This is a genomic window from Amycolatopsis pittospori (assembly GCF_013870525.1).
GTDB classification, from domain to species: Bacteria; Actinomycetota; Actinomycetes; order Mycobacteriales; family Pseudonocardiaceae; genus Amycolatopsis; species Amycolatopsis pittospori.
Genome location: NZ_JACBXD010000099.1, coordinates 1 through 26,544 on the forward strand (window position 1 = coordinate 1; position 26,544 = coordinate 26,544).

The window sequence follows — 26,544 nt, forward strand, 5'->3', positions numbered from 1 at the left end:
ACGACCGGCTGCGGCGGCTGCAAGGACGCTGTCGGCGGAGTCGCGAGATGGCTGGCCGCGCAGTGATCCGGCCACAGGAAACCCGAACGACGCCCACCAAGGAGGACCGCATGAACGCTCGCGGAAAGCGCTGGATCGAGCACTGGGATCCGGAGAACGAGCGGTTCTGGGAGGAGACCGGGAAGAAGGTCGCCCGGCGCAACCTCTGGTTCTCCATCCTGGCCGAGCACATCGGCTTCTCCGTCTGGACACTGTGGTCGGTCATGGTCCTGTTCATGGGGCCGCAGTACGGGTTCTCGCCCGCCGACAAGTTCCTGCTGGTCTCCACGCCGACGTTGATCGGCGCGCTCATGCGGCCGCTCTACACCTTCGCCGTCGCGAGGTTCGGCGGCCGGAACTGGACGATCGTCAGCGCGTTGCTGCTGCTGGCGCCCACGGTGCTGGCGGCCATCGCGATGCAGCCGGGCACCTCGCTCGGCACGTTCCTGCTGATCGCCGCGCTCGGCGGGGTCGGCGGCGGGAACTTCGCGTCGTCGATGACCAACATCAACGCGTTCTACCCGGAGAAGCACAAGGGCTGGGCGCTCGGGCTCAACGCGGGCGGCGGGAACCTCGGCGTGGCGGCGATCCAGCTGATCGGACTGCTGGTCATCGGCACCGTCGGCGCGACCGCGCCGAGGCTGGTGCTCGCCATCTACATCCCGCTGATCGTGCTCGCCGCGACCTGCGCGTACTTCTTCATGGACAACCTCGCCTCGATGAAGGGCGACACCAAGGCGATGCGCGAGGTCGTCAAGGATCCGCACACGTGGGTGATGTCGTTCCTCTACGTCGGCACGTTCGGTTCGTTCATCGGATACAGCTTCGCCTTCGGCCTGGTGTTGCAGAACCAGTTCGGCCGCACCCCGCTGCAGGCGGCCGCGGTGACCTTCCTCGGGCCGCTGCTCGGTTCCTTCTCGCGTCCGACGGGTGGCTGGCTGGCCGACCGGATCGGCGGCGGCAAGGTCACCTTCGTGACGTTCGTCGGGATGGCGGCGGCGACGGTGGTACTGATCCTCGCGTCGACGTCGAACTCGCTGGCGTTGTTCACCGTCGCCTTCATCGTGTTGTTCGTGCTCACCGGTGTCGGCAACGGCTCGACGTACAAGATGATCCCGGCGATCTTCCGGGCCAAGGCGAAGGTCGCGATCAGTGAAGGCGCCGACGAGACGCTGGAAATGCTGAAGGCGCGCAAGCTCTCCGGCGCGCTGATCGGGCTGGCCGGGGCGATCGGCGCCCTCGGCGGGTTGTTCATCAACCTGGCCTTCCGGCAGTCCTTCGCGGATACGAAGAGCGGGGTGCCGGCGTTCGTCGCCTTCCTGGTCTTCTACGGGCTTTGCTTCGCCGTCACGTGGGCGGTGTACCTGCGCAAACAGCAGGCGGAGGTGGCGAGCACCCGAGGTCTGGCGCTCGCCGGGGCGGAGGTCTGATGCGGAAACTCGTCGTCGCGGGACATGGGATGGTCGCGCACCGGCTCGTCGAAGCGGTGCGCGCGGAGGACAAGACGGGCGAGTGGCAGGTGGTGGTCCTCGCCGAGGAGGCGAGGCCCGCGTACGACCGCGTCGCCCTGACGTCCTATGTGGACACCTGGGATCCGGCTGCCCTCGCTCTCGAAGGCGCCGACTACGCCGGGGACGCGCAGGTCGAACTGCGTCTCGGTGACGCGGTGACCTCGGTGGACCGCTCCAGGAAGGTCGTCGTCACCGAGTCCGGGTACGAGCAGTCGTACGACGCGCTCGTCCTCGCGACCGGTTCACGGCCGTTCGTCCCGCCGGTGCCCGGTCACGATCTGCCCGGTTGCTACGTCTACCGGACGATCGAGGACCTCGACGCCATCCGGGAAGCCGCCCAGCGGCCCGGGCGTGGACGGCGTTCGGCGGTCGTCATCGGCGGCGGTCTGCTCGGGCTCGAAGCCGCGAAGGCGTTGCGGGACATGGGACTCTCGCCGCACGTCGTCGAGATGGCGCCGCGCCTGATGCCGCTGCAGGTCGACGAAGGCGGTGGCGGCCTGCTGCGACGGCTGATCACCGACCTCGACGTGACCGTCCACACGGGAACGTCGACCGACGCCATCGAGCCGGACGGCGAACGGTACATCGCGAAACTCGGCAACGGCACCGAACTCGACGTCGACCTGGTCGTGTTCTCCGCCGGGATCCGGCCGCGTGACGACCTCGCCCGCTCGTCCGGACTGGAAGTCGGCGCGCGCGGCGGCATCCTGGTCGACGAGTCGTGCCGGACGTCCGATCCGGCGGTGTACGCGATCGGCGAATGCGCCGCCGTTGCCGGGAAGGTGTACGGCATCGTCGCACCCGGGTACGCGATGGCGGAGATCGTCGCCGCGCAACTGACCGGCGGCGAGGGCACCTTCCCCGAACCCGACATGTCGACGAAGCTCAAGCTCATGGGCGTCGACGTCGCCAGTTTCGGCGACGCGCACGCCGCGACCGAGGGCGCGCTGGAAGTCGCGTTCAACGACGCCGTCGCCGGGACCTACAAGAAACTCGTGGTCTCCGACGACTCGACGACGTTGCTCGGCGGGGTGCTGGTCGGTGACGCGAGCGAGTTCAACACGTTGCGCGCGATGGTCGGACGGCCGTTGCCCGCCGAGCCGGGAGCGATCCTGGCACCGGCCGGTGGTGGTACGGCGGTCGGTGTCGACGCCCTCCCGGACGCCGCGCAGATCTGTTCCTGCAACGCGGTCTCCAAGGGCGCCATCACCCACGCGATCACCGAAGAGGGCTGCGATTCCGTCGCCGAGATCAAGGGCTGCACCCGCGCCGGGACGGCCTGCGGATCGTGCGTCCCGCTGCTGGGCAAACTGCTGACGGCTTGCGGCGTCGAGCAGTCGAAGGCGCTGTGCGAGCACTTCGGCCAGTCGCGCGCGGAGCTGTTCCAGATCCTGCAGGCCACCCGGATCAGCACGTTCAGCGAGATGATCGACCGGTACGGCAGCGGAACCGGCTGCGCGATCTGCAAACCCGCCGTCGCCTCGATCCTGGCCACGCTGGGCAACGGGCACATCCTGGCGGGGGAGCAGGCGACCCTGCAGGACACCAACGACAAGTTCCTCGCGAACCTCCAGCGCAACGGAACCTACTCGGTGGTGCCGCGGATCCCCGGCGGCGAGGTCACGCCGGAGAAGCTCATGGTCATCGCCCAGGTGGCGATGGATTTCGGGCTGTACACCAAGATCACCGGCGGTCAGCGGATCGATCTGTTCGGCGCGACCGTGGACCAGCTTCCGCTGATCTGGCGGCGGCTCGTCGACGCCGGATTCGAGTCCGGGCACGCGTACGGGAAGTCGTTGCGCACGGTGAAGTCCTGCGTCGGTTCGACGTGGTGCCGGTACGGCGTGCAGGACAGCGTCGGGCTCGCGATCGAACTCGAACTGCGCTATCGAGGGCTCCGGTCGCCGCACAAGCTGAAGTCCGCGGTGTCGGGCTGCGCGCGGGAGTGCGCGGAGGCGCGCAGCAAGGACTTCGGCGTCATCGCCACCGACAAGGGCTGGAACCTCTACGTCGGCGGGAACGGCGGCGCGACCCCGCGGCACGCGGATCTGCTGGTGTCCGAAGTGGACACCGAGACGCTGATCCGCACGATCGACCGGTTCCTGATGTTCTACGTCCGCACGGCCGACCGGCTGCAGCGCACCGCGCCGTGGGTCGAGGAGATGGACGGCGGGCTGGACCATCTGCGCGCGGTGATCGTCGACGACGAACTCGGCATCTGCGAAGACCTCGACGCGGCGATGGCCAAGCACGTCGGCGACTACGCGGACGAGTGGCGCGGTGTCCTGGAGGACCCGGAGAAGCTGGCGAAGTTCAGCTCGTTCGTCAACGCGCCGGGAACGCCGGACCCGACGATCTCGTTCCGGACCGAACGCGAGCAGAAGGTACCCGTGCTGCTGGGCATCCCGGAGGTGAAGCGATGACGACGTCGATCGAGCGCACCTGGACCGCGATCTGCGCGGCGGGCGCGGTCCCCGAGTGGTCCGGCGTCGCCGCGCTGCTCGACGACGGCGTGCAGGTGGCGATCTTCCGGCTCCCCGGCGACCAGTGGTACGCACTGTCCAATATGGACCCGATCAGCGGTGCGGCGGTGCTTTCGCGCGGGATCCTCGGTGACGCCGGCGGTGTCCCCGTGGTGGCCTCCCCGGTGTACAAGGAGCGGTTCGATCTGCGGACGGGCGAATGCCTCGACGCCGAGGGTGTCTCGGTCCCGGCGTACCGGGTGCGGGTCTCCGCGGGCGTGGTGGAGGTGGAGGCTTCACCGTGACAGAAGTCCTTCCCTTGGCGGGATTCGTCATCGGTATCACGGCGGCGCGACGGGCTGACGAGCTCGGCGCGCTGTTCGTGCGTAAAGGCGCGACCGTGCGCTACGGCCCGGCGATCCGGATCGTACCGCTCGCCGACGACACCGAACTGCGCTCGGCGACCATGCGCCTGCTGGAGGAACACGTCGACGCCGTCGTCGCGACGACCGGGATCGGCTTCCGCGGCTGGATCGAGGCGGCCGAAGGCTGGGGGCTGGGGGAGGAACTGCTGGACAGGCTGGGGAATTCGTCGCTCCACGCGCGAGGCCCCAAGGCGAAGGGCGCGATCCGCGCTGCCGGGCTTTCGGAGGACTATTCGCCCGCGTCGGAGAGCAACGCCGAGGTGCTGCAGCAACTGCTCGCGTCCGGTGTGGACGGTCAGCGGATCGCGGTCCAGCTGCACGGCGAACCGCTTCCGTTCTTTGTGGACAGTCTGCGCTCGGCCGGGGCCGAGGTGATCGAGGTCCCGGTGTACCGCTGGGTCGGCCCCGCCGATCCGGGGCCGCTCGACAGGCTGCTGGACGCGGTGCTCGACGGCGCGGTGGACGCGCTGCCGTTCACCAGCGCGCCCGCGGTCGCGTCGATGCTGGCGGTGGCCAAGCGGACCGGACGGCTGCCGGGAATCGTGCAGGCACTGGAAAAACGGGTCGTGGTGGCCTGCGTCGGACCGATCACGGCCGCGCCGTTGGCGGCGCTGGGCGTCCCGACGGTGCAACCCGCGCGGTCACGGATCGGTGCGCTCGCGCGGACGGTGTCGGACGCGCTCGAAACCCGCTCGCGGCGGCTGACCGCGGGCGGGCGGAGTATCGAACTGCGGGGTCAGGCGGCACTGGTCGACGGGCAGTGGTGCGACGTCGCGCCCGCGCCGATGGCCCTGCTGAAGGCGCTCGCGGAGTCGCCGGGACGGGTCGTCTCGCGGCGCGAGCTGATCTCCGCGCTGCCCGGTGGCGGCGAGGCGCACGCCGTCGAGACCGCCATCGGCCGCCTGCGCAGCTCCCTGGGCTCGCCGAAACTCGTCCAGACGGTCGTCAAACGGGGATACCGCCTGGCCGTCGACCCGTGACCCCCGCGTTTCGTCCTCTGAATGCGGTCCTTGCGCGTGCAACTACCGCATTCAGAGGACGAAACGCGAGGGAGGGGTCACGGTGTGAAGAGGTCGGTCTTGGTGATGAGGACGTGGTTGCCGTCCGGGCCGGCGTTGGCGAGCACCGCGGCACCGCCCGCGATGAGGACGCGGCCGTCGGCGAGCTTGACGGCGCCGAACTTGGCCCGGCCAATGGTGAGCCCGATCAGTGGTCCCCAGGAACCGGTCGCGGGATCGAAGATCTCCGAGTTCTGGTAGCCGGCGTCGTAACCGCCGTATTCGAGACCGCCGATGGCCAGCACCTTGCCGGAGTTCAGGCGGATCAACCGGAACTCGTCACGCGGGATCTCCATCGAAGCCGCGTCGGCCCATTTCCCGGTCGCAGGGTCGTACCGCTCGGACTCGACGAAACTGAACGGCGGGTAGTTCCAGTTCGTCGGCCCGCCGGTGTGCCCACCGGTGAGCAGCACGGTGCCGTCGGGCAGCGTGACCGCCTGCGCGCCGGCTCGTGGCCGTCCGGATTCGAGCGGGTTCGGCGTACCGATCGAGGAGGTCGGCGTCCAGGTGTCCGCGGCCGGGTCGTAGATCTCGCAGAAGGTCAGCCCGACGAGATCACCGCCGGTTTCGATGATGCCGGAGATGACCAGCACCTTGCCGTCCGGCAGGAGCACGGCGGGGAACGACGCCCTGGCATGGATCATCGGCGCGACGTCGGTCCACGTGCCCGACGCCGGGTCGTAGATCTCCGCGGACGCGATGACCAGGGAGTCGATGACCGGGAGTTCGGTCGCACCGCCCATCACCAGCACCCGGCCGTCCGGCAGCAGCAGCGCGTTGTGGTTGCAACGGCTGGTGTTCATCGACCCGGTCGGGCTCCACGTTCCGGTCGCCGGATCGAAGAGCTCGGCCGAGGCCAGGATGTTGGGCGAGGTCGACGGATGACCGTGGAAGCCGCCCGCCGCCAGCACCTTCCCGTTCGGCAGCACGGTCAGCGTATGCAGGCGACGGCTGGTCGCGAGCGATCCGGTGACCGTCCATTGACCACTGCCCGGGTCGTAGAGCGCGGCGTCGGCGTAGGTCACCGCGCCGCGATTGTTTCCGCCGCCCGCCGCGAGGACCCTCCCGTCCGGCAACAGAACGGGGCCTTCGCACTGGCCGTCCCATTGCCGCGCCCAGGGCAGGTCGCCCGTGGCCGCCCAGCCGCTCGTCGTCTGCGTTTCGGTCTGTGTGCTCATGACCTCGACGGTCACCGTTGTGATCTTCGACGGCAAGCGGTTGCGCGATGGTCTTCCTTTTGGGCGCGGGGAAAGGGGCCGATCGTGCCGCCGTCAGGCCCAGGAGACGCGGTGGTCGGGGAACTCCCGTGCGGCGGCCACGCGGGCAGCCTCCTCCTCGGCCGCCTTCCGGACGGCCGGGCGTTGCCTGTCGAACGCCGTGACGGTGAAGTCCAGCCGCTTCTTGCCGCTCGCCTTGGCGCGCCACACCCCGGCGATCTCGCCGTCGGCCAGCAGGGCGCCGGGACTGCCGAGGATCTTCCACACTTCCTTCTGCCGCGCCTTGTCCGGCACCAGGACCGCCCGGTCCCGCGCCTGGACGAACGGGTCGAGCGGCGGCAGCAGGCGGACCACGTCCGGCTCCGGCGGGTTCTCCAGCAACGCCGTCCGATCCTCCGGCAGGAAGGCCTTCTTGCCGTCGACACGGACCTCGACCAGGCCGTCCGGCCACATCGCGTCGACCCCGGTGCGCGTCGTCCCGACGTAGGTGGCGGCGTCGCCCGGCGCGGCCGGGCCGTTGATCCGCAAGTAGCCCTCGACGATGCGCGTGGCCGCTTCGACGTCCGGCGAGGTCTTGAGCGCGGCACGCTTTTCCAGTGGTGCCAACGTCGCCGGCGTCGCGCCCGCTTCCAGCCGGACCCCGGCGTGGATCGTCGCCACCCGCATCAACTGCTCGTAGATGTGCACGACACCGCAGCCGCGGCAGGCGTACGAGAGGCCGTCGGGGATCAGTTTCGTGATCGCGCCGCTCACCGTTCCCTTGGTCTGGACGCCGGTGACGACCTTGCGGATCGCCTTCGCGGCGGTGAACAGAGCGTCCATCGCGGACATTCCGGCGTCCTCGACCTGCTTGCGCTGCCAGAGGATCCGGGCCATCGCGTCCTTCTCGTCGAGCGGGACGAGGGCGGCCCGGATCCCGTCCAGTTCGGCGCGACGGTGGAAATGCGGGGCGCCGCGATGCGTCCAGGCGAGGACGAACCGCGGGTCTTCCCACACTCCCGGCGTCACGTCGCCGTCGATCCGGGCGGCGAGACCCAGCAACGCGGTGTCACGCACGGAATCCTGCAGGCCGAGGTCGAATACGGCCGCTTTGGCCGCGTCCGTCTCCTCGCGGTGCAGACCGTGCGCCGCGATCCGGTACGCCAGTACCTGCTCGCGATCGACCTCGAGCACGAGTCCTCCTTAAAGCGCGTAATCGAACGTGTACGACACGGTCGGCCCGCCGACGAGGCCCGTGGTGGTGCCGGACCCGGTGATCCCGGCGAGTTCACCCGTTCCGGAGCCCTCGACCACCGAGAACTTCGACGCGACGCCCTTCGTGTCGAAGCCGGTGTCGTGCTTGATCACGAAGCTGCCCTTGCGTCCGTCCACACTTCCCTCGATGCGTTCGAAGCCCGGCGCGGTCGTCCCGCCGCCGTCGTAGCCCTCACCCTCGTAGTACAGCAGGTAGTCGACGATCGACTCGCCTTCGATCAGCCCGTTGTACCCGAGCGTGGCGTGCGCGTAGGCGACGCGCGGCCCGCCGTCGGTACCGCTGACGATGTTCTCTTCCCAGTTCTTCGTGGCGAACGTGTTCATGGGACTCACCCTGACAGGCAAACCTGTCAGATCATGTCAGGTTTTTCGGCGATACTGGATTCATGCGCGCGAGCAGACTCCTGTCGGTCCTCCTCCTGCTGCAGAACCGCGGCCGGATGACGGCCGACGAACTGGCGGCCGAGCTGGAGGTGTCCGTCCGGACGGTCTACCGCGACGTCGAGGCCCTGTCGGCGGCCGGCGTGCCGGTGTACGCCGATCGAGGGCGTTCGGGCGGATATCAGCTGGTCGACGGCTACCGGACGCGGCTGACCGGGCTGACCGAAGAGGAGGCGCAATCGCTTTCGCTGGCCGGCCTGCCCGGCGCGGCCGCCGAACTCGGACTGGGCACCGTCCTCGCCGCCGCGCAGCTCAAACTGCACGCCGCCATGCCCGCGGAGCTCCGCGCCGGGGCGAGCAAGGTCTCCGACCGCTTCTACCTGGACGTCCCGGGATGGCATCGCGGGATCGAGAGCCTGCCGCGGCTGTCCGAACTGGCCGACGCGGTGTGGCACGCGCGGCGGATCAAGGTCCGGTACGAGCGCTGGGGGCAGAAGAAGGTCGAGCGCGTGCTCGATCCGCTCGGCCTGATCCTCAAGGCGGGGAACTGGTATCTCGCGGCGCGATGCGACGGGAACGATCGGACGTACCGCGTCTCGCGGATCGAGGAGCTCGAAGATCTCGGCGAGAGCTTCGTGCGGCCGTCCGACTTCGACCTCGCGCGCTACTGGCAGGAGTGGTCGGAGCAGTTCGAAAAGCGGATGTACCCGCGGATGGCACGGGTCCGCCTGAACGAGTTCGCCCGCATACTCCTACCGTTCTATCTGGGCGCGGTCGGCGCGCGGGCCTTGGGGGAAGCGGTCGCGGGCGGCGCCGAGCCCGGCGAGGACGACTGGCTGGAGATGGACCTGCCGGTCGAACCGGGAGAATCGGCCGTCGGCGAACTGCTGCGGTTCGGCGGGAACCTCGAAGTGCTCGAACCGGCGGATCTGCGTGAGCGGCTGGCGGAGGAGATCAGGAAGATGGGCGCGCGTTATGGCTGACCTCAGCGGCATCACGATCGGGATCACCGCCGAACGGCGGGCCGACGACTTCATCGCCGCGCTGACGCGACACGGCGCGACGGTGCTGCACGCGCCCACCATCCGCATCGTCCCGCTGCCCGACGACACCGAACTGCGCGCGGCGACGGACGCCGTCCTGGCCGAGCCGGTCGGCTTCACCGCCGTCACCACCGGCGCCGGATTCCGCGGCTGGCTTTCGGCGGCCGAGGGCTGGGGGCTGCGGGAGCCGCTACTGGAGCGGCTGGGGAAGTCGCGGATCTTCGTGCGCGGGCCGAAAGCGGCCGGCGCGGTGCGTGGCGCCGGCCTGCGCGAGGAGTTCTCCGCGCCGGAAGAGAGCAACGCGGAACTGTTCGAAGGCCTGCGTGACGCCGGGGTCGGCGGTGCGCGGGTCGCCGTCCAGCTGCACGGGACCCTGCTACCCGAACTCACCGGGCTGCTGCGGGATTCCGGCGCCGACGTCGTCCAGGCTCAGCCCTACCGCTGGCTTTCGCCCGAGGACGTCGAACCTGTGCACGATCTCGTCGAAAGTGTGATCGCCGGGCGGGTGACCGCTCTGGCGTTCACTTCCGCTCCCGCGGCGGCGAACCTTCTCGCGCTGGCGGGGGAGCGTCGCGAGGAACTCCTTGCCGCGCTGCGAGGTCCGGTGCTGTGCGCGTGCGTCGGACCCGTGACCGCGGCGCCGCTCGAAGCCGCCGGAGTGGCGACGGTCCAGCCGGAACGGCAGCGGCTCGGCGCCTTGGTGAAACTGCTCCTCGCGGAACTCGGATAGTGCGCATTCGGCCGTCTTGACGGCGGTTGTCCCCTTTGCAAGGCTCGACATACCGGACGCACGGGAGGGCGGAGGATGTCCGAGTCGGTCACCTTCGTGCGGGCTATGTTGCGCAAGGGATCTTCGGTACTGGGCGCGAGCCCCGCGGACGAAACACCCGACCCCGATTCCGTTCCCGACTGGCGCTACCGCGAGGATTCCGCGGATTCCCTGCTGATGCGCGCGATCCGCTACTCCGCGCTCGGCCCGATCTTCTACCGCGTGGCCGCGTTCCCCAAGGTGTACATCGGCTTCCTCGTCGCGAACGGGTCGGCCGGGATCGTCCCGGTGCTGAGCACGACGATCCTGGCGGTGCTGCTGAACGTCTTCGCCGTCTGGTGGGTGGTGCGGGGACGCGGGATCCGGGCGAAGACGTCCGGGCGGCTGATGTACGCCGACCTCGCGGTGGGCATGGTGTTCACGACGTTCGTCGCCGCGACGGCGCCGACCGCGATCCAGCCGTTCGCCATCGACGTCGCGTGGACGTGGCTGGTCGGCACGGTGGCGTTGTGGACGCTTTCGTTCGGGCTGCCCGCCGCGTGCCTGTTCCTGATCGCGGCCTTCCCGTTCCGGGCTTTCCTGACCTGGGTCGGCGGGCTGCCGATCGACGACCCGCTCGCGGTGAGCCGGTCGGTGGGGTGCATGGTCGCGCTGGTCGTGGCGATGGTGACCACGGCGGGGATCCTGATCCTGTTGGGCGTCGGCACCCGGTTCGCGCTCGGGATCGGGATGCGGCGCGGGCAACGGGCCGAACGGCTGCGGACCCAGCGCGTCATGCACGACAGTGTGCTGCAGACCTTGGAGGCGATGGGGCTCGAAGCGCCTGACGACGGTTCCGCCGCCCCGGAACGACTCGCGGAGATGCGCGCGACGGCGCGCGCTCAGGCCGCCGAACTGCGACGTGAGCTGATCGGCCCGGACGCGCCGTCGGCCCGCGGGCTCGCGGCGGACCTCGCCGAGGTCGCCACCGAAATGGCGCGCGACGGCCTTCGCACCCAACTCGTCGCCGCCGAGACCGAAGAGGACTACCGGCTCTCACACGCGCGCCGCACCGCCATCCGCGACGCCGTCCGTGAAGCGCTCCGAAACACCGTGAAGCACGCCGGGACGAAGCAGGTCGTGCTTCGCGTCGAAGAGCGCGAAGGCGGCATCGCGGTCATCGCGCGGGATCAAGGGACCGGTTTCAGCATGCTCGACCGGCCGCCGGGATTCGGGATCAGCCAATCGATCATGGCGCGGCTGGCGGAGGTCGGCGGGCGGGGGACCATCGACTCGCATCCCGGGCGTGGGACGCGGGTGACGCTCTGGGTGCCGCACTGAGCGGCGCTTCTTGGTCGCCGGTAAGTCCGTGAAGGCCTCCTTCCCTACCGTCAAAGTAGGGAAGGAGGCCTTCACGGACTTACCGCGTGGGGGACCGGCCAAAGTGATAGCAAAGGTCCCTTGCTCTCTTTTCGCAGGTCGGGGCGCTCAGTCCTCCTCGGCGGGAGTTTCCCCGCTCTCGGCCTGTCGCAGTGCTTCGCGTCCGGCGGCCTCTTCGCTGAGCCCCCGGCGCCAGTACCCGGTGAAGCAGATCGCCCGTTTGTCCACGCCGCGCTCCCGCACGAGGTGCCGCCGCGCGAGCTTCACCATGTTCGCTTCGCCGGAAATCCACGCGTAGGCCGTCCCGCCCGGCAGATCGGCCTTGCGCACGGCTTCGAGCACCGCCTCACCCACCGGACCCGAGGCGCGCACCACCCAGTGCAGCTCGACCGTCCCCTGCGTTTCGAAGACCTGCCGGTCTTCGCGATCGCCGATCTCGATGTAGACCAGCGCCCGCGTCCCGGCGGGCAGTGCCTCGACGATCGCGCCGATCGCCGGGATCGCGGTCTCGTCGCCGATGAGCAGCTGCCAGTTCGTTTCCTCGGGAACGTCGTAGAGCCCGTGCGGTCCCAGGAACGCGACCTTGTCGCCCTCCGAAGCGCGCGAAGCCCACGCCGAAGCGGGGCCTTCGTCGCCGTGCAGCACGAAGTCGATGTCGACCTCCTGCACCGACGGCCGCAGCGCGCGCACGGTGTAGGTGCGCATCGGCGGGCGGACGTCGTCGGGCATCGCGAGGTAGGTCTTGTACCAGGAGTACACCTCGTCACCGGCGAGCGGCGCGGGCAGGGCCGGTTCGGACTGGCCGGGCTGCGGGAAGAACACCTTCAGGTACTGGTCGGGCGCCTGGTCTTCCAGCGTCGCCCCCGAGAAGGTCACCCTGCTCATGTGCGGGGTGAGCCGCCGGACGCCGGCCACCTTCGCCTCGATGTAACTCATTAGGCGAGGCTAACCTAAAAAAGTCCGCCTAGGCCAGCGCCGTCGTCGGGATCACGCTGCCACCGGTATTTTCGCAGGTCGACGCGCTGGCCATCGGCCAATACGCCCTCCGCGCGCAGCCGTTCCAGCTGCTCGTGGACCAGATGCGGCGCGGGTGTCCCGTCGGCGCGCAGAATTCGGTGCCAAGGGAGATCGTGACCGTCCTCGCCGAGGATCCGGCCGATCAGCCGCGGCGACGGCGCACCCGAAACCGACGCTATATCCCCATAAGTCGCGACCGAGCCGGCGGGCACGCTCGCGATGACCTCGCGCACCCGCTCGTGCAGTTCGTCATCCATGGGACCACTTTGCCGTGCCGCTGCGAGGTTGTGTCGGCGGGGCGTGGTTCCATCGTGGGCGTGAACGGGCGGCGAACAGCGGCAGGAACCGACGCGCGGCTGGTCCGCACGCCGGTCACCGGCACGCCGTCCTTCCAGTGGGACGCCGGCGCCCGCCGCCTGCTGGCGGCCCCGGACGGCTTTCGCCGGGTCCTCGGTGGCCCAGGTACGGGTAAGACGGCGTTGCTGGCGTCGGCGGCGTCGCGGCGCATCGCCGAAGGCGCGGATCCGGAGAGCGTGCTCATCCTGACCACCTCCCGCAAGGCGGCCGACGTCCTGCGCGCCGACATCACCCACCGCCTCACCACCGATCCGGAAGAGGATCCGCTACCCCGCACCATCCGCGAACCGCTCGTGCGCACAGTGCACTCCTACGCGTACGCGCTGTTGCGTATGGAGGCGCAGGCCGACGAACTCCCGCCACCGCGTCTGCTGGCCGGCGCCGAGCAGGACGTCGTCGTGCGCGAACTGCTCGCCGGCGACCTCGAAGCGGGCGCGCTCGACTGGCCGGAGCAGCTGCGGCCCGCGCTGAACGTCCCCGGTTTCGCCGAGGAACTGCGAGACCTCCTCCTTCGCGCCGCCGAACGCGGGCTCGGCCCGGAAGACCTCGTCGAACTCGGCAGGCGGCGTGACCGCGACGAGTGGATCGCGGCCGGGCGGTTCTGGAGCCAGTACGAAGAGGTCACGCTGCTGCAGGGCGCGGGAGGCAACGCGCTCGGCGTCGCGAGCGCGCCCGCGCTCGACGCGGCGGAGCTCGTCACTTCCGCGCTGCTGGCCCTGGAGGACGACCCCGAGCTGCGCGAACGCGAACAGCGCAGGGTCCGGCACCTGTTCGTCGACGACGCCCAGCACCTCGACCCGTTGCAGACACAGCTCATCCGGCTCATCGGGCACGCGGCCGACGAGTTCGTCGTCGCGGGGGATCCCGATCAGTCCGTGTTCTCCTTCCGTGGCGCGGATCCCCGGCTGTTCGCCGACGCGGATCCCGACGGCGAGCGCACGGTCCTGCTGACCACCGCGCATCGGCTCGCCCCGGTGATCCGCACGGCCGTCACGAAACTCGGCTCCGTGCTGTCCGGTTCGTCGGCGCATCGCAAGCTTCTCGACGCGCCGGACGCCGAGGGCGGGGCCGTGCGTGTCCGCCTGATGCCGACCCCGGCCGCCGAGGCGAGCTGGATCGCCGATCAGCTTCGCCGCGCACATCTCGTCGACGGTGTGCCGTGGTCGGAGATGGCGGTACTCGTCCGGTCGCCCGCCCGGACTTTTCTTGTCCTGCAACGTGCTCTGCGCGCCGCCGGGGTGCCGATCGGTTCGGCCACCGAGGAACTGCCACTCGCGAAACAGCCCGCCGTCCGGCCACTGCTGGCGATGCTGCGGCTCGCGGCGGATCCGGAACTGCTCGACGTCGACCTGGCCGAGATGTTGCTGTCCTCTGCCTTGGGCGGCGCCGATCCCCTTGCCCTGCGCAGGCTCCGGCGCGGTCTGCGACGGCTGGAGCTCGCGGGCGGTGGCCAGCGTTCCAGCGACGAACTGCTGGTGGAAGCCTTGCGCGCCAACGACGTGCTCACCGGTCTCGCGGAGGCCGAGGCGTTGCCGATGCGCCGGGTCGGCGGACTGCTGCACGCGGCGCATCAGGCCGTGGTGCGTGGCGACGGCGTCGAGCAGGTGCTGTGGGATCTGTGGCAGGCCAGCGGTCTCGAACAACGTCAGCTGCGCCTGGTCGATCGCGGTGGATCCCTGGGCTCGCAGGCGGATCGCGATCTCGACGCGATCGTCGCGCTCTTCCACGCGGCCGGTCGCTATGTCGACAGATTGCCGCGGGCGAGTGTCGCCTCTTTCGCGGATTACCTGTCTTCGCAGAACATCGCGGGTGACACGCTGGCACCCGCGGCGTTGAAGAGCGAGGGCGTTTCGCTGCTCACCGCGCACGCGGCGGCCGGCCGCGAATGGACGGTCGTGTCGATCGCCGGTGTGCAGGAGGGCAGCTGGCCGGATCTGCGGCTGCGCGGTTCCGTGCTCGGCGTCGAGCGGCTCGTCGACCTCATGTCCGGTGTCGACGACGAAAAGGTGTCCGCCACCGCGCCGATCCTCGCCGAAGAACGGCGCCTGTTCTATCTCGCCGCGAGTCGTGCGCGGAAGACGTTGCTGGTCAGCGCGGTCGCGGGGGAGGACGAGCAGCCCTCGCGGTTCATCGACGACCTCGAAGAGAACGGCGCGGACGACGGCGGCCTCGACTCGCGGATGAAACCGGCGGGGCGTTCGCTGGTGCTCGCCGAACTCGTCGGCGAACTGCGCGAGGTCGTCTGCGACGAGGCGTGCGAACCGGAAAGACGCAGGCAGGCGTCGCGTCAGCTCGCCAAACTGGCCGCCGCCGGGGTGCCCGGCGCGCATCCGAGCACCTGGTACGGCCTCCTGGAACCCTCCACCGACGAACCCGTGCACCGGCCGGGCGATCTCATCAAGATCTCACCGTCCACTGTGGAGGTTCTGGTCAAATGCCCGCTGCGGTGGCTGATCGAACGCCACGGTGGCAGTGATCCGGCGCAGCTGGCCGCCGTCACCGGGACGCTGGTGCATGGGCTCGCCCAGGCGGTCGCGGGCGGCAGCAGCGACGAGCAGATCCGCGCGGCACTCGACGACGCCTGGGTGCGGGTCGACGCCGGGGCGCCGTGGTTCTCACGGCGCGAGCGTTCGCGGGTCGAGCAGATGCTGCGGAACTTCATCACCTGGCTGGAGTCCAGCCGTAAAGAGCTGATCGAGGCCGGGGTCGAGCAGGACATCGAAGTCGAACTGCCGGTCGGGGACGACGATGTTCGCGTGCTGCTGCGCGGCCGTGTCGACCGGGTCGAGATGGACAAGGACGGCCGCCCGGTCGTCATCGACATCAAGACCGGCAAGGTCCCGATCTCCGCCGCCGACGCCGAACAGCATCCGCAGCTGGCCGCGTATCAGCTGGCCGTGCTGCTCGGCGCGATCGAGGGTGGTTCCAAACCCGGCGGCGCACGGCTGGTCTACGTCGCGAAGTCCAACAACAAGACCGGTTCCACCCAGCGCGAGCAGGCGCCGCTGGACTCCGACGGCGGCAAGCAGTGGCTCGAACTGGTCCGCTCGGCGGCCGGTTCGGCCACCGGGCCCGAGTACCAGGTCACCGAGAACCCGGATTGTGATCGTTGCCCGGCAAGGGGTTGCTGTCCGCTGCGGCCCGAGGGCAGGCAGGTGACCGGGCCTTGATCTCCGAGCTTCAGCGCCGCCAGGTCGAACCCGCCGAAATCGCCCGCGCGCTCGGTCTGCACAGCCCGACCGACGAGCAGGCCGAAGTCATCGCCGCGCCCGTCGAACCGTCGCTCGTGGTCGCCGGTGCCGGCGCGGGCAAGACCGAGACGATGGCCGCGCGCGTGGTGTGGCTGGTCGCCAACAGTGTCGTGCCGCCGGAACAGATCCTCGGCCTCACCTTCACCCGCAAGGCGGCCCGCCAGCTCGGCGAACGCGTCCGCACCCGGCTGCGCCGCCTCGTCGGCTCGGGACTGCTGGACCGGATCGACCCGACCGGCGACCTGCGGATGACGGTGACCGCCGGGGAGCCGACGGTGCTGACCTACCACGCGTACGCCGGGCGGCTGCTGTCCGAACACGGGCTGCGGCTGCCCGTCCAGCCGGGTGTCCGGCTGCTTTCCGAGACGTCTTCGTGGCAGCTTTCGCATCGCGTCGTGTCCACTTGGGACAATGACCTCGACACGGATCGCGTGCCTTCCACGGTGACGGCGCACTTGCTGGCACTGGCCGGGGAACTCGGCGAGCACCTGGTCGAAACCGAACGGCTGGCGCAGTACACGTCCTGGCTGTGCGACGTCATCGAGAACGCCCCACGGGCCAAGGGGCAGCGTGCCTCACTGCCGCAGAAACTGGCCGAAGTCATGACGGCGCAACGATTCCGGCTCGCGCTGCTGCCGTTGGTCGAGGCGTACCACGCGCGGAAGCGGGCGGAAGGCGCACTCGACTTCGCCGATCAGATGTCACTCGCCGCGCAACTCGCCGCCAGCTATCCGGCGGTGGTCGCGGGCGAACGGGAACGCTACGGCGCGGTGCTGCTCGACGAGTATCAGGACACCGGCCACGCCCAGCGGATCCTGCTGCGCTCGCTGTTCGGCGGCGTCGAGCATCCGCCGATGCCGGTGACGGCGGTGGGCGATCCGGCGCAGGCCATCTACGGCTGGCGCGGTGCGAGCGCGGCGAACCTGCCACGTTTCACCACGGACTTCCCCCGGGACAACGGGGAACGGCTAGTCCCGGCACTCGATTTCGGACTGCTGACGAGTTTCCGGAACCCGCCCGAGGTGCTGGAACTCGCCAACGCGATCTCGGAACCGCTGCGGGAGCGCGGACTCGGTGTCGCGCGACTGCGTGCGCTGGAAGGCGCGGGGACGGCCGACATCGCGTCCGCGTTGATGCCGGACATCCGTGCCGAACGCGAGTGGGTGGCGGACGCGGTGGCGAAGCGCTGGTTCGAAACCGTCGAGGAGACCGGAAAACCACCCACAGCCGCGGTCCTCGTACGGAGACGCGCGGATATGGCACCGATCGCGGCCGAGATGCGGGCACGGGGCCTGCCGGTCGAGGTCGTCGGCCTCGGTGGACTGCTGGACGAACCCGAGGTCGCGGATCTGGTCAGCACCTTGCGGGTACTCGCCGATCCGCTCGCGGGCAGTGCCGCCGCCCGGTTGCTGACCGGTGCGCGCTGGCGGATCGCGGCCGCCGACCTCGCCGCGTTGTGGCGCCGCGCGGGGGAGCTTTCCTCACCGGTTCCGCCTTCGGGGAAGTCCGATGTGGACGAACCGGTGCTGGTGACCGAGCGGGTCGAGCAGGCGGGACTCGCCGACGCGATCGACGATCCCGGGACGCCCGAACGCTATTCGCCCGAGGGCTACCGGCGGATCCGGCGAGTCGGTGCGGAGCTTTCGGCGCTGCGCCGTCGTCTCGACCAGTCACTTCCCGAACTGGTCGCCGACGTGGAACGCACGATGCTGCTCGACGTCGAGTCGCTGGCGCGCCCAGGGCCGGCCGGGCGCGCACACTTGGACGCTTTCGCCGACGTCGTCACGGATTTCGCCGAGACCTCGCCGACGGCCACTCTTTTGTCCTTTGTGGACTACCTGAACACGGCCGCGCACGCGGAAGACGGGCTCACCCCCGGCGAAGTGGAGGTCGTCCCGGATCGTGTCCAGGTGCTGACCGTGCACTCGGCCAAGGGGTTGGAATGGCGCATCGTCGCGGTTCCGCATCTGGTCAAGGAGGTCTTCCCCGGCAGGCGGCGTTCGTCGTCGTGGCTGAGGACGTCGACTTCGCTCCCGGCCGCGCTGCGGGGTGACTCGGAGGATCTGCCGGAGCTGCGGGTTTCCGAAGGCTATGACCGCAAGGAAGTCCAGGAAGCGTTGGAGCTGCACGAAGAGGGCTTCGTCGCGCGGGAAGCGGATGAGGAGCGGCGGCTCTGCTATGTCGCGCTGACGCGTTCCGAGCACACGCTGCTGGTTTCCGGGCATTGGTGGAACGAGAGCAGTGCGCGGCCGAAGGGGCCGTCGGAGTTCCTGCTCGAAATCGGTGAAGTGATGCGGGCGGGCTCGATCGGCCGGATCGAGCATTGGGCGGACGAGCCGGAGGCCGAGGGGGAGAATCCGCTGGTCGCCGATTCACGCAGGTCGCGGTGGCCGGTCGATCCCCTGTGGCCGCGCCGCGAGGGCGTCACCAACGGCGTCGACATGGTGCTCGGCGCGATGGAAATCGCCGCGGAAGCCGAGGAAGACTCGGAGGAAGAGGAAGACGATCCGGACGGATGGATCTCCGACACCAAGGTGCTGCTGGAGGAGCGTGCGCGAGCACAGAACCGTGTCCAGCAGGTCGTGCTGCCGCCGCATCTTTCGGTGAGTCAGCTGGTGGAGCTGTCGGCCGATCCGGCGGCGCTGGCCAAACGGCTGCGGCGGCCGCTTCCGGTGCGTCCCAATACTTACGCGCGGCGGGGGACGGCGTTCCACGGCTGGCTGGAGCAGCGGTTCGGCGGTGAGCAGCTGCTGGAGATCGACGATCTGCCGGGGGCGGCGGACGTCGACGAAGCGCCGGATTCCGAGCTGGAGGCGTTGCAGGCGGCGTTCGAGAAGAGCGAGTGGGCGAACCGGGTGCCGCACGCGGTCGAGGTGCCGTTCTCGGCCGATGTCGTGGGCGTGAGCCTGCGCGGGCGGATGGACGCGGTGTTCGCCGATCCCGACGGCGGCTGGACCGTCGTCGATTGGAAGACCGGCGCGGTGCCGGAAAAAGACCGGCTCGCGCCGTTGGCCGTCCAGCTGGCGGCGTACCGGCTGGCTTGGGCCGCGTTGCGGAAGGTCCCGGTGGAGAAGGTGCGGGCGGCCTTCCACTACGTGAAACACGACAAGACCGTCCGCCCGGCGGATCTGCTGGACGCCGAAGGCCTTCGAGACCTCCTGCGTAGCGTCCCGACGATTTAGCGTTCAGTCCTCTGGATGCGGTACTTGCTCGTGCAACTACCGCATCCAGAGGACTGAACGCGGGGGTTTCAGGCGCGGTCGCGGACCTTGAGAGCCCAGGTCACCAGCGGGATCTGCAGCGGAACGCGCGCCCAGAAAGCCGCGCGCAAGGCCTTCGGTGCCTTCCGGCGGTCCGCGTCGGCGGCCATCTTGACGTTCCCCGGCAGCACCACGACGAACAGCAGCGCGGCCGCGAGCCCGCCGAGCCGTCGCGTCTTCGGGTTGGCCACGGCGGCGGCGACCCCCAGCTCCGCGACACCCGAGCCGTAGGTCCACGCCCGAGCCGAGCCGGGAAGCTGCTTCGGGATGATGGCGTCGAACGGTTTCGGCTGGACGAAGTGCAGAACACCGGCCGCGCCGAGCAGGCCGGCGAGGAAGAACGCGGGCCGCTGGGACGGCTTGGAATCCGAAGACATGCCCTGAGCTTCGCATACCGAGCTGAACGCAAGGTTCGTCGGCTATCCTCGGCGACCGTGAGTGACGCGGACCAGGCCGGAGCCTGTGCATGAGGGTTCTCAAGCGATTCCCGGTCCGGCTGAGCGACCGCCCGGACCACGAGCTCGTCGGCGTCATCCGGATGCCGGAACTGACGGTCAGCCCGCTGCGGTCGATCCTCAAACGGATCATCGGCGCGATGCTCGCCCTGCTCGCGACCGTCCTGATCGTCTACCTCGACCGGGACGGCTACCGCGACGCGAACGGCGACGGGCTCAGCTTCCTCGACAGCCTGTACTACGCGACGGTTTCGCTGTCGACCACGGGCTACGGCGACATCGCGCCCGCGACGTCGTCCGCGCGGCTGGTGAACGTCCTGGTGATCACCCCGCTGCGGGTGCTCTTCCTCATCGTCCTGGTCGGTACCACACTCGAAGTGCTCACCGAGCGCTCCCGCCAGGCTTTCAAGATCCAAAAGTGGAGGACGAAGGTGCGTGACCACACGGTCGTCGTCGGATTCGGCACGAAGGGCCGGTCGGCGGTCAACGCGCTGCTCGGGGACGAGAACGTCGAACCCGACCACATCGTCGTCGTCGACACCGACCAGCAGGCCCTCGAAGCGGCCACCTCGCTCGGCCTGGTGACCGTGCACGGTTCGGCCACCCGCGCCGACGTGCTGCGGGTCGCCGGCGTGCAGCGCGCCAAGGCCGTCGTCGTCGCCCCGAACCGGGACGACACCGCGGTGCTGGTGACCTTGACCGCCCGCGAACTGGCACCGAAGGCGCACATCGTGGCGTCGGTGCGGGAGGCGGAGAACGTCCACCTGCTCAAGCAGTCGGGCGCGAACCAGGTCGTGGTGTCGAGCGAGACCGCCGGACGCCTGCTCGGCATGGCGACCTCGACGCCGCTGGTGGTCGACATGGTCGAGGACCTGCTCACCCCCGAGTCCGGTCTCGCGATCGCCGAACGCCCGGTGGAACCGTCCGAAGAGGGCGGTTCGCCCCGGCACCTGCCGGACATCGTGCTGGGCGTCGTCCGCGACGGCGTTCTGTACCGCGTGGACGCTCCGCAGGCCGACGCGATCGAGCCGGGCGACAAGCTGCTGTACATCCGTAAGGTGACCGCCGCGGAGACCATCGAGCGATGAGCACGCGGCGGTAGCAAGGGACCTTTGCTATCACCTTCCACCGACCGGAGGGCTCGCTGTGTTTTGCCGCGAGGTTCTGGGAGCATGGCGTTCGTGCGCAAGCGATCGGACCCTGCCAGAGGGCTCACCCCGGGGTGGAACTCCCTGTCGGTGGCGGCCGGGGTCGGCCTGCTGGTGATCTTCCTGGCCTGGTTCGCCGGGCCGGGTCTGTTCGGGATCTCGAACGACGCTCAAGGCACGACCGTGCAGGCCGAGGTCGTCCAGCCCGCGCCGTGTGCCGGTGGTGGGGCCACCGAGACCGTCAAGTTCGAGTACGGCGGCAAGCCCGTGGAGAGCACCCTGAACGGCTGCGGCCACGGCAAGGGCGAGCGGCTCGAGGTCGTCGTGCCGGAGGGCGGGCCGGGCGACGCCGTCTCGGTGCACGCGGCGGAGGCGGCGGCGGGCGCGAGCGACGCTCGGAGGCCGCTCGGACTGGCCCTTCTGGTGTTCAGCTGCTTCGCTGGCGGGATGTACGTCTTCCTCGTCCTGCGTGGACCGCGGCGGCTCGCGACAGCGTGATCGGACTGTGCCTCGTCACGGCGCGTTGTTCTTCTTAAGGTTCTCGCGACACTTGGGGGTGAGGCGGGGATGGTCGAGCAAGACCGAATCGACGACGGCACCGAATCCGTCGGTGAGCGGCGGAGCCGGCTGCCCCGCGCTCGCGCCCGCGTTTAGTCCTCTGGATGCGGTACTTGCGCGTGCAACGACCGCATCCAGAGGACTAAACGCGTGGGAAGAGCTAGGAGACGGCGCTCGCCGGGGCCGAGAAGGTGTTGCAGTCGGCGATCCGGTTGTTGCTCGCACCCGCCCGCCACCAGGACGCGTAATGCGCGTTCGTCCCGTGGTCCTGGCTGCGCGAGGTGTTGTCGCCTCGGGTCTCCTGGTCGTTCCAGGCCTTGTTGTACATGTCCCGGCTGACCGTGCCGCCCTGGTCGACGTGCGCGCCCAGGAACATCCCGGAGAAGCACTGGGCCTGCAGTTCCTTGCGCCGCGACATCTCCAGCCCGGCGGGGCTGTTCTGGCCGGAGTCGTAGATCTTCTGCCAGGCCGCGTCCATCAGCCCGGCGACCTCCTGCACGTGGTGCCCGTACTCGTGCGCGAAAAGGGCCAGGTAGACGCCGGGGTTGTTGCCGTACTGGTCGGTCTGCAGACCCCGGAACGGCACGTAGAGGTTGTTCTCGCAGTAGTACGCCGCCGTCGCGATGCCCACCTGGATCGTGCCGCATTCGGTCTCGAAGCTGGCACCGGTCGGGAAGTGCAGCGCGGGCGGGGTGAACGGCAGGCGGTAGGCCTCGAGGAACGGGCCCCACGCGTCGTCCAGGCATTTGCCCGCGGCGGTGAAGAACGCTTCGGAGGCCGCCTGGCTGCTCTGCCACTGCGGCAGCGAGCAGACGCGGTTCTGGAGGCCGGCGTTGGGATCCTGGAGGATCGGGTGGTCGCCGAGTTTGAGGATCTTCTGCGGTCCGCTCGGTGACGACGGCGTCCTGGACGGTGACGTCGGGAACGGGTTCGGCGAGGACGAGGGTGACGACGACCCGCTCGGCGGCAGCGCGGCCGGGGACGTCGGGTTCGGCAGGGTCGAATACCCAGCGTTGGCCACGGGGTCCTTGTCGCCACGATTGAGTGAGACGATCGCGACCAAGCCGAGGACCAGCACCGCGACCGCGCCGAGGCAGATGCCGATGATCGCGCCCACGGATCGGCGCGGCGGCGTCGGGAACTGGTGTGGCGCGCCGTGCCACTGGGCAGGGGGCTGGCCGTGCACGGGCGGTGGCTGGACGGCGCCGCGTGGCGGCCACTGGCCGTGGGGCGGTTGCGTCATCAAGTCGGTCCCGGTCGTTCTAGGGGCGAGCCGGGGGTACCCGGCCCGATGTTCAGCATAACGAGCTAACGGCGCACCCTCCCACTGCTCGGCTGCAGAGGGTATCCAGCGTGAGGCGAGCGGTCACCCATCAGTGTCGTCCCCCCAGCTCTGGCTGGGTGTCGGACCCTCTGGAAGAGTGTGCGTAAGCAACGTGAACGGGTAAGGGGCTGTCGCATGACGGAGACCGGCGGACCGTCCGGACCGGAAGGTACCGAGACTCCGAAGCCGCAGGCGGACGGGTCACCCCCGCCGCAGTCGGACGCACCGACGCCGCCGCAGGGTGAAGTGCGGCCGCCATCGGCGCCGCAGCAGCCGGAGCAGCAGTGGCAGTCCCCGTCGGGGGCCGTACCGCCGCCCCCGTTGCCGTCCTATCAGCCGCCGCAGCAGCAGGTTCCGAATTGGAAGGTCGGCCTCGGCAGGCCGGGTGTCATCCCGCTGCGCCCGCTGAACCTGACCGACATCCTCGACGGCGCGGTCACGACCATGCGCCGGTACTGGCGGATGGTGTTCGGCGCCGCCGCCGTGACCGCCGTGCTGACCGCGGCCATCGATCTGATCGGGCTACTGCTGATCGACACGACCGAGGACCTCGAGCGGCTCCGCGATCTCGGTCCGGCGGCCACCGATCAAGAACTGCTGAACCAGATGGTGGACATGCTCGGCGGGTCCTTGGCGGTGAGCTTCGTCAGCCTCCTCGCCACCATGATCGGGACCACGCTGCTCACCGGGTTCCTGACCGTCTTGATGGGCAAGGCCGCACTGGGCAAACCGATCGTCTTCAAGGACGCGGTGAAGGAGGCCGCGGGACGGCTCCTGCCGCTACTCGGGCTGACGGTGCTCTACACGCTGGCGATCATGGTCGCGGCGATCTTCTGCCTGGTGCCCGCGATCATCCCGTTCACCTTCTGGGCGCTGGCCAGCCCGGCGCTGCTGCTGGAACGCGGCACCGTGCGCGAGGCGTTCCGCCGGTCGGTGAAGCTGGTCTCGGGGATGTTCTGGCGGGTCTTCGGGATCCTGCTGCTGGCCGCCGTGATCTCGGCGTTCCTGGCGATGATCATCACGACGCCGTTCAGCTTCAGCGCGTTCCTGTCCATTTTCGGCGATATGGACCAGGTGTACATTCCGTCGACCGGTGACCTGATCCTGCAGTCGGTGGGCACGGTGATCGCGCAGACGATCGTCGGGCCGTTCACCGCGCTGGTCACCGTGATCCTCTACATCGACCAGCGGATGCGCCGCGAGGGCATGGACATCGAGCTGGCCCGCGCGGCCGGCATCACGCCCCCGCCGTCGCCGCAGGCATGGTGACGCGCTTCCTCACGGAGGTCCCGGTCGACATCGACCGGGACACCGCCCGGCTGCGCGCCACCGAGGAACTCTCGGGTTCGGCTTACCAGTCCGCGAAACCGAGCTGGTTGATCGAGGCGTTCAACTGGGTGGCCGAGAACCTGCTGCGGTTCCTCAACACCGTCGATGGCGCCGTGCCCGGCGGGATCTTCGCCGTGGTGCTGCTGGTCGTCGTGCTGATCGTGCTGGTGGTGGTGATCCGGCTGCGGTCGGGTCCGCTGGCGACGGCAGCCAAGAGCGATCGCGCCGTCTTCGCCGGGCAGCGGAAGGAATCCGGCGAACACCGCAAGTCGGCCGAGGACGCCGCCGCGCGGGGTGATTTCGACGAGGCCGTCCGCGAGATCTTCCGTGCGGTGGTGCGGTCCTTGGAGGAGCGCGCGCTGCTCGACGAGAAGTCCGGGCGCACCGCCGACGAGGCCGCGGCCGAGGCGGGACGGCTGCTGCCCGGCGTCGCCGGCTCCCTGAGCGCAGGTGCCCGGCTGTTCGACGATGTCCACTATGGCGGGATCCCGGCGACCGAAGCCGGCTATCGCTCACTGTCCGATTTGGACGAACGCTGCCGTCGTGCCCGGCCTGTCGCGTTGGCGGCCGGATGACGTCGGTTTCGCCCGACGCCCGCCGGATCTGGCGCGGGGTACGGCTCCCGCTCGCGGTCGTCCTCCTGATCGTGCTCACCGGGACGCTGCTCGTCCTCTTTCGCGGCGATCAGACCACCGGCGCGCTCGAACCGGGTTCGTACGAGCCCGGCGGCAGCCGCGCGCTGGCGACGCTGCTGGAACGCGAAGGCGTCGAGATCATCACGGTGCGCACGGCGGCCGAGGCCGACGACGTCGCGGGGAAGGCGACCGTCTTGATCAGTCAGCCCGCCTACGTCCCCGCGCGCACGTTCACCGAACTCCGGCGCATCGCTTCGCATATCGTCCTGGTGCAGCCGAGCGCGGGCACGGTCGACGAGGTCCTTCCCGGTGTGACGGTGAACGGTCAGCTCGAAGTGGAGACCCGCGGCCCCGACTGCCAGGCGGCGGATCCCGTCGCCGCCGGGAGCGCCACCCTGGGCGGCCTGAAGTACACGGCCACCCAGCCGAGGGCGCAGGAATGCTACGGCGGCTCGTATCTCGAAGTACCCGGTCCACAAGCGACGGTCACCGTGCTCGGCGCTCCCGCGCCGCTGACCAACGAATGGCTGGCCGGTGAGGGCAACGCGGCGCTGGCGATGAGAATGCTCGGGAAGCACGATCGGCTCGTCTGGTACCTGCCGACACCGGCTGATCCCTTGCTGGAGAACGAAAAGAAGCCGTTGACCGAACTGATCCCGGCGGGCTGGTCGTACGCGGCTCTGCAGGCGGGCGTCGCGGTGGTGCTGCTGGCACTGTGGCGCTCCAGGAGGCTCGGGCCGGTGGTGACCGAGCCGATCCCGGTGGTGGTGCGCGCGGCCGAGGCCACCGAGGGACGGGCCCGGTTGTATCGAAAGGCGAAGGCCGCCGCGCATGCCGGGGAGACCCTGCGTGAGGCGGCCCGCGCGCGGCTTCGGCCGTTGCTGGGGCTGACCCGCGACGCCGAACCCGCGGCACTGGTGGAATCCGTCGCCGCGCGGACCGGCCGGGCCCCGGCCGAGATCGGCGCGCTGCTGTACGGGGACCCGCCCGCGGACGACACCGCGCTGGTGCGGCTGGCGGACGGACTCGACGTCGTGGAACGAGAGGTGGAGCGGTCTTGAGTATCGAACAGACCGAGCAGTCCGGTGTGGACGGTGCGGCTGAGGCGCGGGCGGCGTTGATCGCCCTGCGTGCCGAGGTCGGGAAGGCCGTCGTGGGCAACGACGCGGCGATCACCGGGCTCATCATCGCGTTGCTGTGCCGGGGGCACGTGCTGCTCGAAGGTGTGCCCGGTGTGGCGAAGACGTTGCTGGTGCGGGCTTTGGCCGCGGCGCTGGATCTGAAGACGACCCGCGTGCAGTTCACGCCGGACCTGATGCCGGGTGATGTCACCGGCTCGATCGTCTACGACGCGCACAGTGGCGAGTTCTCCTTCCGTGAGGGCCCGGTCTTCACGAATCTGTTGCTGGCGGACGAGATCAACCGCACGCCGCCGAAGACGCAGTCGTCGCTGCTGGAGGCGATGGAAGAGCGGCAGGTCTCCAGCGACGGCAAGACCCGGCCGCTGCCCGACCCGTTCATCGTCATCGCGACGCAGAACCCGGTCGAATACGAAGGCACGTACCCGCTTCCCGAGGCGCAGCTGGACCGGTTCCTGCTGAAGCTGACCATGCCGACACCGTCGCGTGAGGACGAATTCGGCATCCTTTCCCGGCACGCGCAGGGTTTCGACCCGCGGAACCTGGCCGCGGC

Annotated in this window: 22 protein-coding genes; 15 read left to right on the plus strand and 7 right to left on the minus strand. The window is 69.7% G+C overall.

What is annotated here, in order from left to right; translation table 11 throughout:
* Positions 1–110: 110 nt before the first annotated feature.
* The 4 genes from H5J31_RS34420 to H5J31_RS34435 are packed head-to-tail and all read left to right on the plus strand — an operon-like array spanning position 111 to position 5,417.
* The gene (locus H5J31_RS34420) at positions 111–1,469 is read left to right on the plus strand and encodes a nitrate/nitrite transporter (protein WP_181776855.1); all 1,359 of its coding nucleotides are present in this window, start codon (positions 111–113) and stop codon (positions 1,467–1,469) included.
* On the plus strand, positions 1,469–3,973 hold the full coding sequence (gene nirB, locus H5J31_RS34425; RefSeq protein ID WP_181776856.1) for a nitrite reductase large subunit NirB: 2,505 nt from the start codon (positions 1,469–1,471) through the stop codon (positions 3,971–3,973). Before H5J31_RS34420 ends, nirB begins: the two co-directional genes overlap by 1 nt.
* Positions 3,970–4,317, plus strand: a complete 348-nt coding sequence (nirD, locus tag H5J31_RS34430) for a nitrite reductase small subunit NirD (protein ID WP_181776857.1) — start codon at positions 3,970–3,972, stop codon at positions 4,315–4,317. Before nirB ends, nirD begins: the two co-directional genes overlap by 4 nt.
* Positions 4,314–5,417 (plus strand): uroporphyrinogen-III synthase, encoded by a 1,104-nt coding sequence (locus H5J31_RS34435; RefSeq protein ID WP_181776858.1) that lies wholly within the window; start codon positions 4,314–4,316, stop codon positions 5,415–5,417. The genes nirD and H5J31_RS34435 overlap by 4 nt, the downstream gene beginning before the upstream one ends.
* 77 nt (positions 5,418–5,494) lie before the next feature.
* Here H5J31_RS34435 and H5J31_RS34440 read toward each other — a convergent pair whose 3' ends face one another.
* The 3 genes from H5J31_RS34440 to H5J31_RS34450 all read right to left on the minus strand — a co-directional run bounded on the left by H5J31_RS34440 (position 5,495) and on the right by H5J31_RS34450 (position 8,290).
* Positions 5,495–6,673 (minus strand): Kelch repeat-containing protein, encoded by a 1,179-nt coding sequence (locus H5J31_RS34440; RefSeq protein WP_236005565.1) that lies wholly within the window; start codon positions 6,671–6,673, stop codon positions 5,495–5,497.
* Positions 6,674–6,766: 93 nt separating this feature from the next.
* Positions 6,767–7,885: a DNA glycosylase AlkZ-like family protein gene (locus H5J31_RS34445; protein WP_181776860.1), complete on the minus strand. Its 1,119-nt coding sequence runs from the start codon at positions 7,883–7,885 to the stop codon at positions 6,767–6,769.
* A gap of 9 nt (positions 7,886–7,894) precedes the next feature.
* Complete coding sequence (locus tag H5J31_RS34450; protein ID WP_181776861.1) at positions 7,895–8,290, minus strand: DUF3224 domain-containing protein; 396 nt, start codon at positions 8,288–8,290, stop codon at positions 7,895–7,897.
* A 62-nt stretch (positions 8,291–8,352) separates the two neighbouring features.
* Here H5J31_RS34450 and H5J31_RS34455 point away from each other — a divergent pair, with 62 nt between their 5' ends.
* The 3 genes from H5J31_RS34455 to H5J31_RS34465 all read left to right on the plus strand — a co-directional run bounded on the left by H5J31_RS34455 (position 8,353) and on the right by H5J31_RS34465 (position 11,479).
* Positions 8,353–9,330, plus strand: a complete 978-nt coding sequence (locus H5J31_RS34455; protein ID WP_181776862.1) for a helix-turn-helix transcriptional regulator — start codon at positions 8,353–8,355, stop codon at positions 9,328–9,330.
* On the plus strand, positions 9,323–10,120 hold the full coding sequence (locus H5J31_RS34460; protein ID WP_181776863.1) for a uroporphyrinogen-III synthase: 798 nt from the start codon (positions 9,323–9,325) through the stop codon (positions 10,118–10,120). The genes H5J31_RS34455 and H5J31_RS34460 overlap by 8 nt, the downstream gene beginning before the upstream one ends.
* Before the next feature lie 75 nt (positions 10,121–10,195).
* The gene (locus H5J31_RS34465; protein WP_181776864.1) at positions 10,196–11,479 is read left to right on the plus strand and encodes a sensor histidine kinase; all 1,284 of its coding nucleotides are present in this window, start codon (positions 10,196–10,198) and stop codon (positions 11,477–11,479) included.
* 147 nt (positions 11,480–11,626) lie between these two features.
* Here the strand turns inward: H5J31_RS34465 and H5J31_RS34470 are convergent, their stop codons facing one another.
* On the minus strand, positions 11,627–12,454 hold the full coding sequence (locus tag H5J31_RS34470; protein ID WP_181776865.1) for a siderophore-interacting protein: 828 nt from the start codon (positions 12,452–12,454) through the stop codon (positions 11,627–11,629).
* A gap of 14 nt (positions 12,455–12,468) precedes the next feature.
* Entirely contained in the window at positions 12,469–12,792 is a 324-nt protein-coding gene (locus tag H5J31_RS34475) for an MGMT family protein (protein WP_181776866.1), read from the minus strand.
* Positions 12,793–12,846: 54 nt separating this feature from the next.
* On the opposite strand from H5J31_RS34475, the gene H5J31_RS34480 reads away from it, so the two are divergent.
* Together H5J31_RS34480 and H5J31_RS34485 are read left to right on the plus strand one after the other, a co-directional pair.
* Complete coding sequence (locus H5J31_RS34480; RefSeq protein ID WP_181776867.1) at positions 12,847–16,062, plus strand: ATP-dependent helicase; 3,216 nt, start codon at positions 12,847–12,849, stop codon at positions 16,060–16,062.
* Positions 16,059–19,325, plus strand: a complete 3,267-nt coding sequence (locus tag H5J31_RS34485) for an ATP-dependent helicase (RefSeq protein ID WP_181776868.1) — start codon at positions 16,059–16,061, stop codon at positions 19,323–19,325. The genes H5J31_RS34480 and H5J31_RS34485 overlap by 4 nt, the downstream gene beginning before the upstream one ends.
* A 68-nt stretch (positions 19,326–19,393) precedes the next feature.
* Here the strand turns inward: H5J31_RS34485 and H5J31_RS34490 are convergent, their stop codons facing one another.
* Positions 19,394–19,780 carry a DoxX family protein gene (locus H5J31_RS34490; protein ID WP_181776869.1) on the minus strand — a complete coding sequence of 129 codons (387 nt, stop codon included), beginning with the start codon at positions 19,778–19,780 and terminating at the stop codon, positions 19,394–19,396.
* 89 nt (positions 19,781–19,869) lie between these two features.
* Between H5J31_RS34490 and H5J31_RS34495 the strand changes: the two genes are divergently transcribed.
* Both H5J31_RS34495 and H5J31_RS34500 read left to right on the plus strand, forming a co-directional pair.
* Positions 19,870–20,946, plus strand: coding sequence for a potassium channel family protein (locus tag H5J31_RS34495; RefSeq protein WP_181776870.1), 1,077 nt, complete (start codon positions 19,870–19,872; stop codon positions 20,944–20,946).
* A 150-nt stretch (positions 20,947–21,096) separates the two neighbouring features.
* Positions 21,097–21,504: a hypothetical protein gene (locus tag H5J31_RS34500; RefSeq protein ID WP_181776874.1), complete on the plus strand. Its 408-nt coding sequence runs from the start codon at positions 21,097–21,099 to the stop codon at positions 21,502–21,504.
* Positions 21,505–21,724: 220 nt separating this feature from the next.
* On the opposite strand, the gene H5J31_RS34505 is transcribed toward H5J31_RS34500, so the two are convergent.
* Positions 21,725–22,807 carry a neutral zinc metallopeptidase gene (locus H5J31_RS34505; RefSeq protein ID WP_207899266.1) on the minus strand — a complete coding sequence of 361 codons (1,083 nt, stop codon included), beginning with the start codon at positions 22,805–22,807 and terminating at the stop codon, positions 21,725–21,727.
* 216 nt (positions 22,808–23,023) lie between these two features.
* Between H5J31_RS34505 and H5J31_RS34510 the strand changes: the two genes are divergently transcribed.
* From H5J31_RS34510 to H5J31_RS34525, 4 genes are all read left to right on the plus strand, one after another.
* The gene (locus H5J31_RS34510) at positions 23,024–24,157 is read left to right on the plus strand and encodes a hypothetical protein (RefSeq protein WP_181776871.1); all 1,134 of its coding nucleotides are present in this window, start codon (positions 23,024–23,026) and stop codon (positions 24,155–24,157) included.
* On the plus strand, positions 24,151–24,792 hold the full coding sequence (locus tag H5J31_RS34515) for a DUF4129 domain-containing protein (protein ID WP_181776872.1): 642 nt from the start codon (positions 24,151–24,153) through the stop codon (positions 24,790–24,792). Before H5J31_RS34510 ends, H5J31_RS34515 begins: the two co-directional genes overlap by 7 nt.
* A complete protein-coding gene (locus H5J31_RS34520; RefSeq protein WP_181776873.1) occupies positions 24,789–25,913 on the plus strand; it encodes a DUF4350 domain-containing protein in 1,125 nt (374 codons plus the stop codon). Before H5J31_RS34515 ends, H5J31_RS34520 begins: the two co-directional genes overlap by 4 nt.
* A 26-nt stretch (positions 25,914–25,939) precedes the next feature.
* Positions 25,940–26,544 (plus strand): AAA family ATPase (locus H5J31_RS34525; RefSeq protein ID WP_181776876.1); only part of this gene is annotated, 605 nt, incomplete at its 3' end.